Consider the following 15,367-nt stretch of genomic DNA (forward strand, 5'->3'; position numbering starts at 1 on the left):
GATGGATCGCATATGCGGGAGCCGCGTCTACAGCGGCATGCCGGCAAGGGACCTCGGCAGCGAGGGCTGGCACAAGCCTTGGAGTGGCGGCAACGGGGGAAGCTGCGTCGAGGCGATGAGGCTGAAGGACGGGCGGGTGGCGCTGCGCCAGTCGACCGATCCGGACGGACCGGCACTGATTTACACCCCGGTGGAGATGAAACGCTTCATCCAGGGGGCGAAGGCCGGCGAAGCGGACTTTCTGTTCCTGTGACGTGCGGTTCCGCGACGCTCGTCATGACCAGGGGGATCGAGGGGGAAACAGTGTGACCGACCGACCACGAACCGACCGGCGCGGGCGGCGCCGGGACGCGTTCCAGCACACCGCCCGCGAACACGTCGTACAGGGGGAGCGACTCCAGGCGCGCATAGCCGATATGGCAGTCGCAGACGGCTAGCGGGGCGGGGCCGGGGCCGCAGCGCCGCGCGGTACGACCCGTCGTAGAGATGGCCCAGTTCCGTCGGGACGAAAGGGCAGCGGCGCACCGTGCCGTCGCCGTCCACCGAGATCACCGAGGCGCCGGTCCGGCATGGCGGACCGGCGCCTCGGTGCGGATGGCGGCTGTAGCGAAGAGCGGGTCCAGCGTGGTCCACTCGGCCGCCTCGGCGTCCGTGTAGGTATGGTCAGGCTCGTCTGCGGGCGTCTTCTGAGAGCCGGGGGAGTGGACGGCAACGGCAATGACGACCGCGGCGGCAAGTGCGATGGCGCCGCCCCGGGTCCGCACCGCCCGCGAGGGCGTCGCCTGGACCTTCGGAGTGGACGCCGACACCTACCGTCCCGAGCGCGAGACCTGATCGCCTATCAGGTCCTCTTGCCGCCAACGGACTTGTTTCGAGGGCCACCCCTTTGCTCATTCCGGCACAAAGGTTTGGTCTATACCTTGACTGGTATAGACCAAGCCGCTTGAGTGTCCCTCAGCATTGCAGGGCCCCCACGCGAAGGAGATCGGCCCCATGTGGAGACGACGTGTTCTGGCACCGCTCGCGGCGACCGCGGCGGTGTGCGCGAGTGTGCTTGTCATGCCCATGGCCTCGTCCGCCTCGGCGGCGGGGACGACCGCCCAGGCGGCCTGCGACTACCCGAACTGGGCCGCGGGCAGGGCGTATGTCGCCGGCGACATCGTCCGGTACACCGACGGCAAGTACTACCGCGCGGAGCACGACAACCCGGGCTATGACCCGGTGATCAGCACCTGGTACTGGGAGCCCTTCAACTGCGGCGGCGAGGGCCAGAACCCGAGCGGCTTCGTGGTGAGCGAGGCACAGTTCAACCAGATGTTCCCGAACCGGAACTCGTTCTACACCTACCAGGGTCTGACCGCCGCCCTGAGCGCCTACCCCGGCTTCGCCAACACCGGCAGCGACACCGTCAAGAAGCAGGAGGCGGCCGCCTTCCTGGCCAACGTCAACCACGAGACCGGCGGCCTGGTCCACATCGTGGAGCAGAACACCTCCAACTACCCGCACTACTGCGACTGGAACCAGCCCTACGGCTGCCCCGCGGGCCAGGCGGCCTACTACGGCCGCGGACCGATCCAGCTCAGCTGGAACTTCAACTACAAGGCCGCGGGCGACGCACTCGGCATCGACCTGCTCGGCAACCCCTGGCTGGTGGAGCGGGACGCCGCGGTGTCCTGGAAGACCGCCCTGTGGTTCTGGAACACCCAGACCGGGGCCGGCTCGATGACCCCGCACAACGCCATGGTCAACCAGCGCGGCTTCGGCGAGACCATCCGCGCCATCAACGGCAGCCTGGAGTGCAACGGCGGCAACCCCGGCCAGGTGCAGAGCCGGATCGACGCCTACCAGCGGTTCGTCCAGATACTCGGCACCACCCCCGGCTCCAACCTGAGCTGCTGAGCGGCCGCTGACCGGGCCGCCGAGCGGTCATCCGGTCAGAAGCGAGGAAATTGAGGTGCGCCGCTCCGCCGCTCCGCGCCAGCCTGGAGCACATGGCGTGGACGGTGACGTACGACCTCGATGAGTTCCGGGCCGCGGCGGGCGACTTTCTGGGCGCCCGTCCGGCCCGGCACACCACTTTGCTCACAGTGGTCTCCTCCCTGGTGGCCGGGGGCAGCGGCAGATACGGCGACCAGCCGCCGGTCTACGGATGGTGGACCGGGCAGGGCTCGGTGGAGGGTGCGTTTCTGTGCACCCCGCCCTACCCTCCGCTGCTCTCCCCCCTGCCCGACGAGGCGGCTGGCGCCCTCGCCCGCACCCTCGCGGGGAACGGCGAGCGGCAGATCACCGGAGTGAACGCCGGGCGCGAGACCGCCGAGACCTTCGCCACCGCCTGGACCGGCCTCACCGGTGCGATGAGCAGCGTCGAGCAGAACCACCGGCTCTACCGGCTGGGCACCCTCACCCCGCCCGATCCCGCGCCGCCGGGGCGTCCCCGGACCGCCACCGCCGCCGACCGCGATCTGCTGGTCACCTGGTACGAGGGGTTCGCCCGCGAGACCCAGGCGCTGATGGCCGATGTCGCCGTCCAGGTGGACGACAAGCTCAGCCACGACGGGATCACCCTGTGGGAGCTCGACGGACGGCCGGTGGCCTGCGCCGGGATCAGCCGTACGGTCGCGGGCATGGCCCGGGTCGCCCTCGTCTACACCCCGCCTGAGCTGCGCGGACGCGGTTACGCGGGCGCCGCCACGGCCGCCGTGAGCCGGGCCGCGCGGGCCGCCGGGGTGCGGGAGGTCCTGCTCTTCACCGATCTCGACAACCCCACCAGCAACGCCCTCTACCAGCGTCTCGGCTACCGCCCGCTGGAGGACCATCTGTTGGTGTCGTTCACCTCGGCCGAGCGCACCGTTCCGGAACAAGGTCACCCCTCGTAAGAGTTGTGTGATTGCAGCCCAACGGCACCGTGCGTTGGAGTGCCCCCGCCCTCTCACCCTGGAGGATCCGTGACCGGCTCCCATCCGACACGTTCCCGGCTCACCGCCGCCCTGCGCCCCGCCGCCTTCGGGGCGGATCCCGCCGGGGAGCGGATGGAGCGCATCCGACGGTCGCCGAACTTCGCGAACGGCGTGTTCGTGAACCCGGTGGGCGCCCGCATCGCCCCGTCCGGCTCGATGCTGAAGTTCGCGTCCACCTACTTCCGCAAGGACGAGCGCGTCCGCAGGGCCCCGGCCGGGACCGTGCCGGTGCACCCCACCACCGTCGCCGATCTGGCCACGCCGCCCGCCTCCGGGCTGCGGCTGACCTGGATGGGGCACTCCAGCGTGCTCGCGGAGATCGACGGGCGGCGGGTGCTGTTCGACCCCGTATGGGGGCAGCGCTGTTCGCCCTTCTCGATGGTCGGGCCCAAGCGGCTGCACCCGGTGCCGGTGGCGCTGCGGGAGCTGGCGCCGGTGGACGCGGTGGTCATCTCCCACGACCACTACGACCATCTGGACATGCCCACGATCCGGGCGCTGGTGCGCAGCCACGCCATGTTCGTCGTCCCGCTCGGGGTCGGCGCCCATCTGGAGCGCTGGGGCGTCCCGGCCGATCGGATGACCGAGCTGGACTGGCATGAGTCCACCGAGGTCGCCGGGCTCACGCTCACCGCCACTCCGGCCCGCCACTTCTGCGGGCGCGGGCTGCGCAACTCCCAGCACACCCTGTGGGCCTCCTGGGTGGTGGCCGGTCCCGAGCACCGGGTCTACCACAGCGGGGACACCGGCTACTTCCCCGGTTTCGCGGAGATCGGCGCGGCGTACGGGCCGTTCGACGCGACCATGGTGCAGATCGGCGCGTACTCCGAGTACTGGCCGGACATCCATATGACCCCCGAGGAGGGCATGCGGGCCCACCTCGATCTGCAGGGCGGGGACCCGGCGAAGGGGATCATGCTGCCGATCCACTGGGGCACCTTCAACCTCGCCCCGCATCCGTGGGAGGAGCCCGCGGAGGGGACGGTGTCGGCGGCGGGGGAGGCCGGGGCGAACGTGGCCGTTCCGCGTCCGGGGCAGCCGTTCGAGCCGGGGCAGGGGCTGCCGCTGGAGCCGTGGTGGCGGGCGATCGCGGCACGTCCGGTGACGAAGACGCCGGCCGGGGCCGAGGGCGCGGCCGAGCCGGCGGGCCTCACCGGCACGTCCGGGTCGACCGGCGGGTCCCGGGGGTCCGGGGGGTCCGGAGCGGCTGGTGGCGCGGACCCCGCGATGCCCATACCCCAGTCGTAGCAAGGCAGTTGGCGTCGCCTCCCGAAGGCGGACCGGCACAGGGCTTCTTTGTCGAATGGTGTCGAAACCCTTGTGGTGGACACGACGTGCTCGCTTGAATGGTTAGGAAAGGTTCCTAACGGATCGTCCCAGGGCCCGGGGTTGCCCCGGTGTGTCCTGGGACGGCCGAGCGCACTTCCCCCACAGTCGACAAGGAACGGAGTCCCCATGTCCCCCATGCCCCGGAGGATCGGCCTCGCGGCGGTGGCCGTCACCGTACCGGCCGCGCTCGTCTTCACCGGCGTCGGAGTCGGGCAGGCGTCCGACCACCTGCCCTCGTCGGCGGACGTGCACCGCCACTCGGCGCACAAGGCCGCCGCGGCGAGCAACCTGGACGACCCGGCGAAGAAGGAAATCGCCATGAAGCTGGTCTCCAGCGCCGAGAACTCCTCGCTCGACTGGCGCGCCCAGTTCCAGTACATCGAGGACATAGGCGACGGCCGCGGCTACACGGCGGGCATCATCGGATTCTGCTCCGGCACCGGCGACATGCTGGAACTCGTCGAGTACTACACCCAGCAGAAGCCCGGCAACGTCCTGGCCAAGTACCTCCCCGCGCTGCGCGACGTCGACGGCACCGACTCCCATGACGGCCTGGACCCGAACTTCACCAAGGACTGGAAGAAGGCCGCCGCCGACAAGGCGTTCCAGGACGCCCAGGAGCACGAGCGCGACCGCGTCTACTTCAACCCGGCCGTCCAGCAGGGCAAGAGCGACGGACTGGGCGCGCTCGGCCAGTTCATCTACTACGACGCGATCGTGATGCACGGCCCCGGCGACAGCAAGTACAGCTTCGGCGGCATCCGTAAGACCGCGCTGTCCAAGGCCAAGCCCCCGGCGCAGGGCGGCAACGAGACCACGTACCTCAACGCCTTCCTCGACGCCCGTAAGGAGGCCATGAAGAGCGAGGAGGCGCACAGCGACACGAGCCGCGTCGACACCGAGCAGCGGAAGTTCCTCAATGAGAAGAACTTCGACCTGACGCCCCCGCTTCGGTGGGCGGTCTACGGCGAACCGTTCGAGATCAACTCCTGACCGCCGCACCGGTCCCCGCTTGCTAAGCGGGACGCTGTCCCATATTTTTAACCGGGACAGCGTCCCGTTTATTTTTGATGCGGATGGAGCGGAAATATGTCGACATATGTACTCGTGCACGGCGCTTGGCACAGTGGAGAGTGCTGGGAGCGGGTGGTCCCGCTGCTGACGGCGGCCGGGCACCGGGTGCTGGCTCCGACACTGACCGGCTACGGCGACACCGCGCATCTGCTCGGCCCCGAGGTGGGGCTCGACACCCATGTCGACGACATCGTCAGGCTGATCGCCGAAGAGGACCTCACCGACGTGGTGCTCGTCGGGCACAGCTACGCCGGGCTGGTCATCTCGTCCACGGCCAACCAGCTCCCGGACCGGATCGCCCAGCTGGTCTACCTCGACGCGATGGTCCCGGAGGACGGCGAGACCGCGGCCGATGTCATGCCCTTCACCCAGGCCATGATCGACCAGGCATTGGCGTCCGAGAGCGGCTGGCGGATTCCGCCTCTGGTCGGGATGGACCCGTCCTGGGGTCTGTTCGGGGTCACCGATCCGGCGGACGTGGCGTGGCTGCGCTCGATGATGTCGGATCAGTCGGTGCGCTGCCTGCAGCAACCCGTCCGGCTGGACAACCCGGCCGTGAACGCGATCCCGCGGACGCATATCCACTGCGTCGCCAATGTGCCGCCGGGCATGACCCGGCGGCCCGTCCCCGCGATCCAGCCCAACGGCTCCCCGGCGCAGGTGTGGGAGTTGGAGACCGGCCACGACTGCATGATCACCATGCCGGGCGAACTCGCCGAGCTGCTGCTCAAGCTCGGCTGAACCGGGCCCGCCCGGGCCCGGCCCGCCTCCGTCCGATCCGCCTGGGCCCGATCCGCCTCAGCCCCCCGCCGCCTCCACCAGGGCGCGCATGATCCGTACGTCGTCGCCCGCCTCCGGATGCCACTGGACGCCCAGCACGAACCCCTCCACGTCCGGCAGCTCCACCGCCTCCACCGTTCCGTCGTCCGCGGAGTAGGCCGAGGGGACCAGACCCTCGCCCAGCCGGGCCACGGCCTGGTGGTGGAAGGTGGGGACGGACAGCGGGTCCGGGAGGATCTCGGCCAGGAGGGTGTCCGGGACCGGCTTCACCTCGTGGTGGTCGAAGACGCCGGGCCGGCCCGCGTGGCCGTCCAGGTGCTGGACGAGGGTGCCGCCGAGGAAGACGTTCAGGAGTTGGTGGCCGCGGCAGATGCCCAGCAGGGGAGTGCCCGACGCCAGGGCCGCGTCGATCAGAGCCAGCTCCCAGGCGTCCCGCTCCCGCGCGGGCGGCCCGGTGCGCGGGTCCACCTCGGCCCCGTACCGCACGGGCTCCACATCCGGACCGCCGGAGATGACGAGCCCGTCGAGACGGGAGACGATCCGTGCGGCGGCGGCCGGGTCCTCGTCGGGCGGCAGCATCGCCGCCAGGCCGCCCGCGCGCTGGACGAGCCGGTGGTAGCCCGCGGGCAGCAGCGCGGCGGGGAGGTTCCAGACGCCCCAGCTCGCCGAGGGCTCGAGATAGGTGCTGACGCCGATCAGGGGCTTGGACACCGGGGACTCCGATCTTCGAAGAACTGTGCACTCAAAGTGTGCTCACTGTGCACTCAATCGCGGGACAGTTCCGCCTCGGCCTCCGCCAGCGCCGCGAACTCCTCCTCCGGTGCGGCCGCGACCAGGCGATGGCGGCTGTAGAAGGCGAAGTAGGCCAGCGCCACCGCGTAGACGCCGAGCGCGATGAAGGCCGCGTCCTTGTCCACCAGGAAGGTGGCCACCAGCGCGGAGCAGGCCAGGACGAAGGCGATGGACGACGTTACCGTGCCGCCGGGGGTGCGGTAAGGGCGGTCCAGGCCCGGCTCGCGGCGGCGCAGGACGATATGGGAGAGCGACATCAGGGCGTACGAGATGGTGGCGCCGAAGACCGCGGTGTTGAGCATCCGGGCGCCGTCACCGGTCCAGGCCGCGAGGGCGAAGCCGATGGCGCCCGGGACCAGCAGCCCCAGGAACGGGGCCTTGCGCCTGCTGGTCAGCGAGAGGAAGCGGGGCAGATAACCGGCCCGGGAGAGGGCGAAGAGCTGGCGCGAACCGGCGAAGATCAGGGAGAAGAAGGAGGCGACGAGCCCGGCGAGGCCCGCGTAGTTGACGACGCGGGACAGCGCGGTCGCCTTGCCGTCCGGCTGCAGGGCCTCGACCAGCGGATTGCCCGCCTCCTGCACGGCGCCCGAGCCGCGCGCCCCGGTGGCCGCGAGGAAGGTGAGCAGGGCGAGGAGCAGCAGGATGCCCATGGACCAGGCCATGGCCTTCGGCAGCGTACGGGCCGGATCCCGGGTCTCCTCCGCGGCGAGCGGCACCCCCTCCACCCCCAGGAAGAACCACATGCCGAAGGGGAACGCCGACCAGATGCCGAGCAGCCCGAACGGCAGCCAGGACGTGGCACCGGCGGCCGAATGGTCCACCGGGATGTCGTCGAGCGAGCCCGCGTCGAAGTCGGTGAGGGCGCCGACGGCGAAGACCAGCAGCGCGGCGACGGCGATGGCGGTCACGACCAGGCTGAACCGCAGCGCCTCACCCACACCCCACAGATGGATGCCGATGAAGAGGATGAAGCACGCCAGATAGACCGGCCAGCCCGACTCCAGGCCGAAGAGGCCCAGCGACTCGACGTAGTCGCCGATGAAGATGGAGATGGCGGCGGGGGCCAGGACGTACTCGATGAGGATCGCCGTACCGGTGAGAAAGCCGCCCCAGGGGCCGAGGGCGCGCCGCGCGAAGCCGTAGCCGCCGCCCGCCGTGGGGAGGATCGCGGCCAGCTCGGCCAGGGCGAACACCATGCAGGCGTACATCAGGCCCATCAGCAGGGCGGCGATGGCGAGCCCGCCGAAGCCGCCCTCGGACAGGCCGAAGTTCCATCCCGAGAAGTCGCCGGAGACGACATAGGCGACGCCGAGGCCGGTCAGCAGCAGCGGGCCCGCGCTGCCGCGCCGCAGGGTGCGGCGCTCCAGATACGCGTCCTCGCGGGACGGCGCCTGGGCACCGCCCGGCGGGGCGCCGCCGACGGGGGCGCGGGCGGATTCGGTGCGGGCGGACTCGGTTCCGTCGGCCATGGGGGACTCCTGCTCCACGCGAGGGGGCGATGGCAAAGGTGTGGGACCATACCTTTGTCCGCCGGTCAGCGATGCGCAAGACCTCTGCGTAAAACCGTGGTCAAGCGCCGGTGCTCATCCGCCCACGCGCCCGGTCAGACCAGGAAGCCGCGCAGCAGCGCCGCCGTGCCCTCGCAGTGCTCCCGCATCACCTCGCGCGCCCCGTCCGCGTCCCCGTCCAGCACCGCCTCGACCAGCGCCCCGTGCTGGGCCTGGGAGTGCTCGAGGTTCTTCACCAGCAGCGGGATGCAGTCCAGCAGGTCGTTGACGGTCGCGCGGACGGCCGCGTACTGGGCGGCCAGCGACGGTGAGCCCGCCAGCTCCGCGAGCGTGAGATGGAGCATGGTGTCCAGGCGGCGGTAGTCGGCCAGCGGGGCGTCCCGGGTCGCGTCCAGAGCCGCCCGCAGCCGCCGAACCTGCCCGTCCCCGAGCCCGTGCGCGGCGCACAGCCCCGCCGCGCCCACCTCCAGGACCTCGCGGAACCGAAGGGTGTCCTCGACGTCGACCGCCGCCACCCGGCGCCGCAGCTCGTCCTCGCCGCCCTGGGCGGGCTCGGGCCTGGCCCGGACGAAGGTGCCGCCGTAGCGGCCGCGGCGGCTCTCCACCAGCCCCTGGTCCTGCAGCACCTTCAGCACCTCGCGCAGGGTCACCCGGCTGATCCGCAGCCGGTCGGCCAGCTCCCGCTCGGCCGGGAGCCGGCCGCCGTCGGGGACCAGCCCCAGCCGCAGCACCTGGAGTATCTGCTCCAGCGCCTCCTCGAAGCCGTTCCCCGCCCGCACCGGGCGCAGCACCGGCGCCAGCCGGTCGTCCGCCGCGCTCCCGTGCTCACTCCCGCTCTCGCTCATCGAACCGTCCGCACCTACTTCCCAATCAATGGTCTGCAGTATTACCTTAAGGCCACCCCGCGCCCCCAGGACCCTCTCCGATTTCCCTGGACTCCCCGAAAACTCTTCGACGCAGGAGGCCCACCGTGGCAGACCGCACGCCCCCGCTCTCGGTCGACGAGCTGACCAGACTGGTCGCCGCCGGGGAGATCGACACCGTCGTCCTGGCCTTCACCGATATGCAGGGAAGGCTGCAGGGCAAGCGGTTCGCCGCCCGCTTCTTCCTCGACGACGTCCTGGCGCACGGCACCGAGGGCTGCAACTACCTCCTCGCCGTCGACACCGAGATGAACACCGTCGACGGCTACGCCATGTCCTCCTGGGAGCGCGGCTACGGCGACTTCGCCATGCACGGCGACACGGCCACCCTGCGCCGCACCCCGTGGAACCCCGGCACCGCCCTCCTCACCGCCGACCTCGCCTGGCACGACGGCAGCCCCGTGGTCGCCTCCCCGCGCCAGATCCTGCGCCGTCAGCTCGACCGGCTCGCCGAGCGCGGCTGGACCGCGTACACCGGCACCGAGCTGGAGTTCATGGTCTTCCGGGACAGCTACGAGCAGGCGTGGAACGCCGGCTACCGCGGGATGACCCCCGCCAACCAGTACAACGTCGACTACTCCGTCCTCGGCACCGGCCGGGTCGAGCCCCTGCTGCGCCGCATCCGCAATGAGATGGGCGCCGCCGGGATGACCGTCGAGTCGGCCAAGGGGGAGTGCAACCTCGGCCAGCACGAGATCGCCTTCCGCTACGACGACGCCCTGACCACCTGCGACCAGCACGTCGTCTACAAGACCGGCGCCAAGGAGATCGCGGCCCAGGAGGGCATGGCGCTCACCTTCATGGCCAAGTACGACGAGCGCGAGGGTAACTCCTGCCATATCCACCTCTCGCTGCGCGACGAGGCCGGCCACCCCGTGCTCGCCGACGACGACGGCACGTACGGCATGTCGAAGACCATGCGCCACTTCCTCGCCGGACAGATCGCGGCGATGCGCGACTTCACCCTGCTCTACGCGCCGAACATCAACTCCTACAAGCGGTTCCGCCCCGGCTCCTTCGCGCCCACCGCCGTCGCCTGGGGCCCGGACAACCGCACCTGCGCACTGCGCGTCATCGGCCACGGCCCCTCCCACCGGCTGGAGAACCGGCTCCCGGGCGGCGATGTCAACCCGTACCTGGCCGTGGCCGGAATGGTGGCCGCCGGGCTCCACGGCGTCGAGCAGGAGCTGGAGCTCCCCGAGGTCTGTACCGGCAACGCCTACACCGCAGACGCCGAGCACGTCCCGACCTCGCTGCGCGACGCCGCCGAGCTGTGGCGGAACAGCCCCATAGCGCGGGCCGCCTTCGGCGACGAGGTGGTCGAGCACTACCTCAACATGGCGCGCGTCGAGCAGGACGCCTACGACACCGCCGTCACGGACTGGGAGCGCTTCCGGTCCTTCGAGCGCATGTGAGGAACCACCGAGTGAGCAACGAACCCTCCCACCAGCACCCCCACGAACACCAGATCCTCAACCCGGCCACCGAGGAGGTCATCGCCACCGTCCCCGCCGCCACCCCGGCAGACGTGGCCGCCGCCGTCGCCCGCGCCACCGAGGCGCAGCGCGGCTGGGCCGGGCTCGCGCCCGCCGACCGTGCCCGGCTGCTGCGCCGCTTCGCCGCCGTCGTGGACGACCACATCGAGGAGCTCGCGGCGCTGGAGGTCCGCGAGGCGGGCCACCCGATCGGCAACGCCCGCTGGGAGGCGGGCAATGTGCGCGACCTGCTGGACTACGCGGCCGGGGGAGCGGAGCGGCTGAGCGGCGCCCAGATCCCGGTGGCCGGCGGGCTGAACGTCACCTTCCATGAGCCGCTCGGCGTGGTCGCGGTCATCGCACCGTGGAACTTCCCCATGCCGATCGCCGCCTGGGGCACCGCGCCCGCCCTGGCCGCCGGGAACGCCGTGGTCCTCAAACCGGCCGAGACCACCCCGCTCACCGCGCTCCGGCTGGCCGAACTCGCCCTGGCGGCGGGCCTTCCCGAGGGGCTCTTCCAGGTGCTGCCCGGGGCCGGGCCGGTCGCGGGCGCCGCGCTGGTCGAACACCCCGGCGTCGCCAAGGTCGTCTTCACCGGCTCCACGGCCGTCGGCAAGGGGATCATGGCCACATGCGCGGAGGGGGTGAAGCGGGTCACCCTCGAACTCGGCGGCAAGAGCCCGAACATCGTCTTCGCCGACGCCGACATCGAGCGCGCGGCGGCCGCGGCCCCCGGCTCCTTCCTGGACAACACCGGCCAGGACTGCTGCGCCCGCAGCCGCATCCTGGTCCAGCGCGGCGTCTACGACCGGTTCATGGAGCTGCTGGCGCCCGCCGTGACCTCCTTCGCGGTCGGCGATCCGGCCGACCCCGCCACCGCGATGGGCCCGCTGATCTCGGCCGCCCAGCGGGAGCGCGTACGGTCCTACGTACCCGAGGACGCGCCCGCCGCGATCCGTGGCGAGGCCCCGAAGGGCAAGGGGTTCTGGTACCCGGCCACCGTGCTGGAGGCCACCGGCCAAGGGGACCGCGCCGCCGTGGAGGAGATCTTCGGCCCCGTCGCCGTCGTCCTGCCCTTCGAGGACGAGGCCGACGCCGTACGGCTGGCCAACGCCACCGACTACGGCCTGTCCGGCTCGATCTGGACCCGCGACGTGGGCCGCGCGGTCCGGGTCTCGCGCGCCGTCGCGGCCGGGAACCTGTCCGTCAACTCGCACAGCAGTGTGCGGTACGCCACCCCCTTCGGCGGCTACAAGCAGTCCGGCCTGGGCCGGGAGCTGGGCCCCGACGCCCTTACCGCCTTCACCGAGACCAAGAACGTCTTCATCAGCACCGAGGAGCAGTGACGTGACCGAGACCCCCGTGTGCCGCCGTCTGGTGGGCCGTACCGCCGTCGTCACCGGAGCGGGCAGCGGCATCGGCCTGGCCACCGCGCGCCGCCTGGCCTTCGAGGGCGCGCAGGTCGTCTGCGCCGATATCGACGAGAGCGCGGGCAAGGCCGCGGCCGACGAGGTCGGCGGGCTCTTCGTCCGGGTGGACGTGACCGACCCCGAGGAGGTGGAGGCGCTCTTCAAGACCGCCTTCGACACCTACGGTTCGGTGGACATCGCCTTCAACAACGCCGGTATCTCGCCGCCCGACGACGACTCGATCCTCACCACCGGACTCGACGCCTGGAAGCGGGTCCAGGAGGTCAACCTCACCTCCGTCTATCTGTGCTGCAAGGCCGCGCTGCCCTATATGCGGCGGCAGGGCAGGGGCTCCATCATCAACACCGCCTCGTTCGTGGCCGTGATGGGCGCCGCCACCTCGCAGATCAGCTACACCGCCTCCAAGGGCGGGGTGCTGGCCATGTCCCGCGAACTGGGCGTGCAGTTCGCCCGCGAGGGCATCCGGGTCAACGCGCTGTGCCCGGGGCCGGTCAACACCCCGCTGCTGAAGGAGCTGTTCGCCAAGGACCCGGAGCGGGCCCAGCGCCGGCTGGTCCATGTGCCGGTGGGCCGGTTCGCCGAACCGGAGGAGATCGCCTCCGCCGTGGCCTTCCTGGCCAGCGATGACGCGTCCTTCGTCAACGCCGCCGAGTTCCTCGTGGACGGCGGGATCGCCGGGGCATATGTCACCCCGTTGTAGTCCTGTGCGCAGTCCCGCCATCCGCGGTGTACGGACCGCACCCCTGGCCATAGGCTGACCGTGTGACCATGAACACGCCCCCCGGCTGGTACCCCGATCCCGGCTACGCAGGTAACGGCCCCGCCATGGAACGGTGGTGGGACGGTTCCGCCTGGACCGAGTACACCCGCGATGCCTCGGGCGCCACGGACCCGGCCCTCGGCCCGCCGCCGATGCCGCCCTACCTGCCAGGGCGGCAGGGCGGCCACGGCCGGGGCCGCGGTCCGAGGATCGCGGCGGTCGCGGTCGCCGCCGGCGTCGTGGTCGCCGCGATCGTCGGTGGCATCGTGCTGCTGGGCGACGGCGGCGACGGCGGTGGTGGCAACGCCCAGACCGGGCCCGCCGCCCCCAGCGGCTCGGCCCCGTCGGACGGCGGTGACCCGGCCCCGGACCTCCCCGGCCCGGACAGCCCCTCGGACGGGCCCACCGGCGCCCCCACCGCACCGCCCAGCTACGACCCCGACACCGCCCCGGACCCCGGCAACGGCATCAGCCTGCCGGTGCTCACCGGCTGGCAGGCGGGGCGCAGCAGCTCCGGCGGCGCGGGCGTCACCACCTCCCGCTACCCCTGCCCGGGCGACCCGTCCACCGAATGTGTGCGCGGCGGCGCCTTCTCCCGGACCGCCCAGGGCTACAAGGCCACCTCCGCCAAGGGCATAGCCAAGGAGGACATCGCGCAGAACGCCGAGGAGTCCTACGGCACCGACGGGGACAGCGACCGTAAGGCGTACGGCGGGATCACCTCCCACAAGGAGCTGAAGGAGTCGGCGGTCGAGGTCGCGGGCGGGAAGGGCTATCTGGTCCGCTGGAAGGTGGTGACGAAGAAGGGCGACGACGGCATCGTCCAGTCGTTGGCCTTCCCGTCGCCCACCGTGCCGAACACGATGGTCGTGGTGCGCTTCGGGTTCGACCAGAGCGACAAGGCGCCGCCGCTCAGCGACATGGACAAGATCGTCAAGGGCATCGAGGCGCTGGCGGGCGACGGCCGGTCCATATAGGCGCGTCGCCGGGCCGTCCGGGCCTGAGCCGGCGGTCGTCCAGGCGCGTTGCGAGTCCGGGCCGGGCCGAAGTCGGCGGTCCGTCCGGGCCGCAGGAGCGTGCCGGTCAGAGGAACGTTCTGCCCTCGCCCCGGTACGTCGGCGCGTCGGCCACCACCCGGTCGCCCTCGATCAGCCGCAGCGTGTCGAACCGCTCGCACAGCTCACCGGCCTTGGCATGCCGGAACCACACCTTGTCGCCGATCAGCAGATCGTCGGCGGCCGTGCCCAGCAGCGGGGTCTGCACCTCGCCCGGCCCCTCCATCGAGTCGTACACCAGCCCCTCCGGCAGATACGGCACCGGCAGCCGGTCCCGGCCCGGCGCGCCCGACGCCGGATAGCCGCCGCCGAGCACGGTCACCACGCCCACCCCGGGGCGGCGCACCACCGGCTGGGCGAACAGGGCCGCCGGGCGCCCGTGGAAGGAGGTGTAGTTGTCGAAGAGGCGCGGCTGGTAGAGCCCGGACCCGGCGGCGATCTCGGTCACCGCGTCCTCCGCGGCGGTGTGCTGCACACTGCCCGTACCGCCGCCGTTGACGAACTCCAGGTCCGCCACCGCCCGCACCGCCCGCACCACCGCGGCCCGGCGCGCCGCGAGCTCCCGGCGCGCCACGGACTGCATCAGCCGCACCGCGCGCGAGCGCAGCGGACTGCCCGGCACCGCGTCGCCCACGCCCGCCACATGCCCCTCGTACGCCATCAGCCCGACCAGCCGGAAGCCGGGGCGGCGGTCGATCGCCCGCGCCAGCTCGGCCAGTTGCTCCGGTTCGCGCAGCGGTGAGCGCAGCGCCCCGACCCGCACCCGCCCGCCGAGCATCCGCAGCGAGGTGTCCAATTCCAGGCAGACCCGGACCTCTTCGGTCCCGGCGCGAACGCTGTCGATCAGATCGAGCTGGGTGAGGTCGTCCACCATGACCGTCACGGCCTCGGCCGGCTTGGGGTCGCTGGTCAGGGTGGCGAAGCCGTCCCGGTCGGTGGAGGGATAGGCGAGCAGGACGTCGTCGAACCCCTCGCGCGCCAGCCACAGCGACTCCGGCAGCGTGAAGCTCATGATCCCCGCGAAGCCGTCCCGTGCCAGCACCCGCTCCAACAGCGCCCGGCAGCGCACCGATTTGCTGGCGACGCGGATCGGTTTGCCTCCCGCCCGGGTGACCAGATCCCGGGCGTTGTCGTCGAAGGCTCCCAGGTCGACAATCGCCACGGGCGCTTCGAGATGGGCGGTGGCCCGGTCGTACCGGGCCCGGTCAGCGGCGGCAGCGGACATGGACGCAGCTTGCCAGACCGCCATTACCACTGGGTAGAGGGCGGCCGGTGCGCAGGGCC

14 protein-coding genes and 2 pseudogenes are annotated in these 15,367 nt (G+C 71.6%); 11 read left to right on the forward strand and 5 right to left on the reverse strand.

The features are described from left to right. Window position 1: 1 nt before the first annotated feature. Window positions 2-253 carry a DUF397 domain-containing protein gene (locus tag BLV72_RS29200; RefSeq protein ID WP_078639994.1) on the forward strand — a complete coding sequence of 84 codons (252 nt, stop codon included), beginning with the start codon at window positions 2-4 and terminating at the stop codon, window positions 251-253. On the opposite strand, the pseudogene BLV72_RS50205 reads toward BLV72_RS29200, so the two are convergent. After that, a pseudogene (locus BLV72_RS50205) lies at window positions 207-662 on the reverse strand (STM4011 family radical SAM protein); the annotation flags it as partial. The gene BLV72_RS29200 and the pseudogene BLV72_RS50205 overlap by 47 nt on opposite strands. Window positions 663-747: 85 nt before the next feature. Here BLV72_RS50205 and BLV72_RS51585 point away from each other — a divergent pair. From BLV72_RS51585 to BLV72_RS29230, 6 genes and pseudogenes are all read left to right on the forward strand, one after another. Beyond that, window positions 748-834, forward strand: a pseudogene (locus tag BLV72_RS51585) (DUF6745 domain-containing protein); the annotation flags it as partial. 159 nt (window positions 835-993) lie between these two features. Next, the gene (locus BLV72_RS29210; protein WP_093465984.1) at window positions 994-1,899 is read left to right on the forward strand and encodes a glycoside hydrolase family 19 protein; all 906 of its coding nucleotides are present in this window, start codon (window positions 994-996) and stop codon (window positions 1,897-1,899) included. A gap of 92 nt (window positions 1,900-1,991) precedes the next feature. Continuing rightward, a complete protein-coding gene (locus BLV72_RS29215) occupies window positions 1,992-2,876 on the forward strand; it encodes a GNAT family N-acetyltransferase (RefSeq protein WP_093465986.1) in 885 nt (294 codons plus the stop codon). A 69-nt stretch (window positions 2,877-2,945) separates the two neighbouring features. Beyond that, window positions 2,946-4,205, forward strand: coding sequence for an MBL fold metallo-hydrolase (locus BLV72_RS29220; protein WP_093465988.1), 1,260 nt, complete (start codon window positions 2,946-2,948; stop codon window positions 4,203-4,205). Between the two features lie 207 nt (window positions 4,206-4,412). Next, window positions 4,413-5,279, forward strand: coding sequence for a chitosanase (locus tag BLV72_RS29225; protein WP_093465990.1), 867 nt, complete (start codon window positions 4,413-4,415; stop codon window positions 5,277-5,279). 96 nt (window positions 5,280-5,375) lie between these two features. Continuing rightward, window positions 5,376-6,101, forward strand: a complete 726-nt coding sequence (locus BLV72_RS29230) for an alpha/beta fold hydrolase (RefSeq protein ID WP_093465992.1) — start codon at window positions 5,376-5,378, stop codon at window positions 6,099-6,101. Between the two features lie 57 nt (window positions 6,102-6,158). Here the strand turns inward: BLV72_RS29230 and BLV72_RS29235 are convergent, their stop codons facing one another. From BLV72_RS29235 to BLV72_RS29245, 3 genes are all read right to left on the reverse strand, one after another. Continuing rightward, window positions 6,159-6,851: a gamma-glutamyl-gamma-aminobutyrate hydrolase family protein gene (locus BLV72_RS29235; RefSeq protein ID WP_093465994.1), complete on the reverse strand. Its 693-nt coding sequence runs from the start codon at window positions 6,849-6,851 to the stop codon at window positions 6,159-6,161. 53 nt (window positions 6,852-6,904) lie between these two features. Next, complete coding sequence (gene eat / locus BLV72_RS29240; protein ID WP_093465996.1) at window positions 6,905-8,401, reverse strand: ethanolamine permease; 1,497 nt, start codon at window positions 8,399-8,401, stop codon at window positions 6,905-6,907. A gap of 134 nt (window positions 8,402-8,535) precedes the next feature. Next, entirely contained in the window at window positions 8,536-9,285 is a 750-nt protein-coding gene (locus BLV72_RS29245) for a FadR/GntR family transcriptional regulator (protein ID WP_014056093.1), read from the reverse strand. A gap of 125 nt (window positions 9,286-9,410) precedes the next feature. Between BLV72_RS29245 and BLV72_RS29250 the strand changes: the two genes are divergently transcribed. From BLV72_RS29250 to BLV72_RS29265, 4 genes are all read left to right on the forward strand, one after another. Further along, entirely contained in the window at window positions 9,411-10,778 is a 1,368-nt protein-coding gene (locus BLV72_RS29250; RefSeq protein WP_093465998.1) for a glutamine synthetase family protein, read from the forward strand. An 11-nt stretch (window positions 10,779-10,789) separates the two neighbouring features. Then, on the forward strand, window positions 10,790-12,184 hold the full coding sequence (locus BLV72_RS29255) for an aldehyde dehydrogenase family protein (protein ID WP_167746412.1): 1,395 nt from the start codon (window positions 10,790-10,792) through the stop codon (window positions 12,182-12,184). A 1-nt stretch (window position 12,185) separates the two neighbouring features. After that, window positions 12,186-12,968, forward strand: a complete 783-nt coding sequence (locus BLV72_RS29260) for a 3-oxoacyl-ACP reductase (RefSeq protein ID WP_093466002.1) — start codon at window positions 12,186-12,188, stop codon at window positions 12,966-12,968. A gap of 68 nt (window positions 12,969-13,036) precedes the next feature. After that, a complete protein-coding gene (locus BLV72_RS29265) occupies window positions 13,037-14,005 on the forward strand; it encodes a DUF2510 domain-containing protein (RefSeq protein WP_093470615.1) in 969 nt (322 codons plus the stop codon). 106 nt (window positions 14,006-14,111) lie between these two features. On the opposite strand, the gene BLV72_RS29270 is transcribed toward BLV72_RS29265, so the two are convergent. Beyond that, window positions 14,112-15,308, reverse strand: coding sequence for an alanine racemase (locus BLV72_RS29270; RefSeq protein ID WP_093466004.1), 1,197 nt, complete (start codon window positions 15,306-15,308; stop codon window positions 14,112-14,114). Window positions 15,309-15,367: the final 59 nt, after the last annotated feature.

The organism is Streptomyces melanosporofaciens (genome assembly GCF_900105695.1).
In the GTDB taxonomy this organism is placed as follows: domain Bacteria; phylum Actinomycetota; class Actinomycetes; order Streptomycetales; family Streptomycetaceae; genus Streptomyces; species Streptomyces antimycoticus.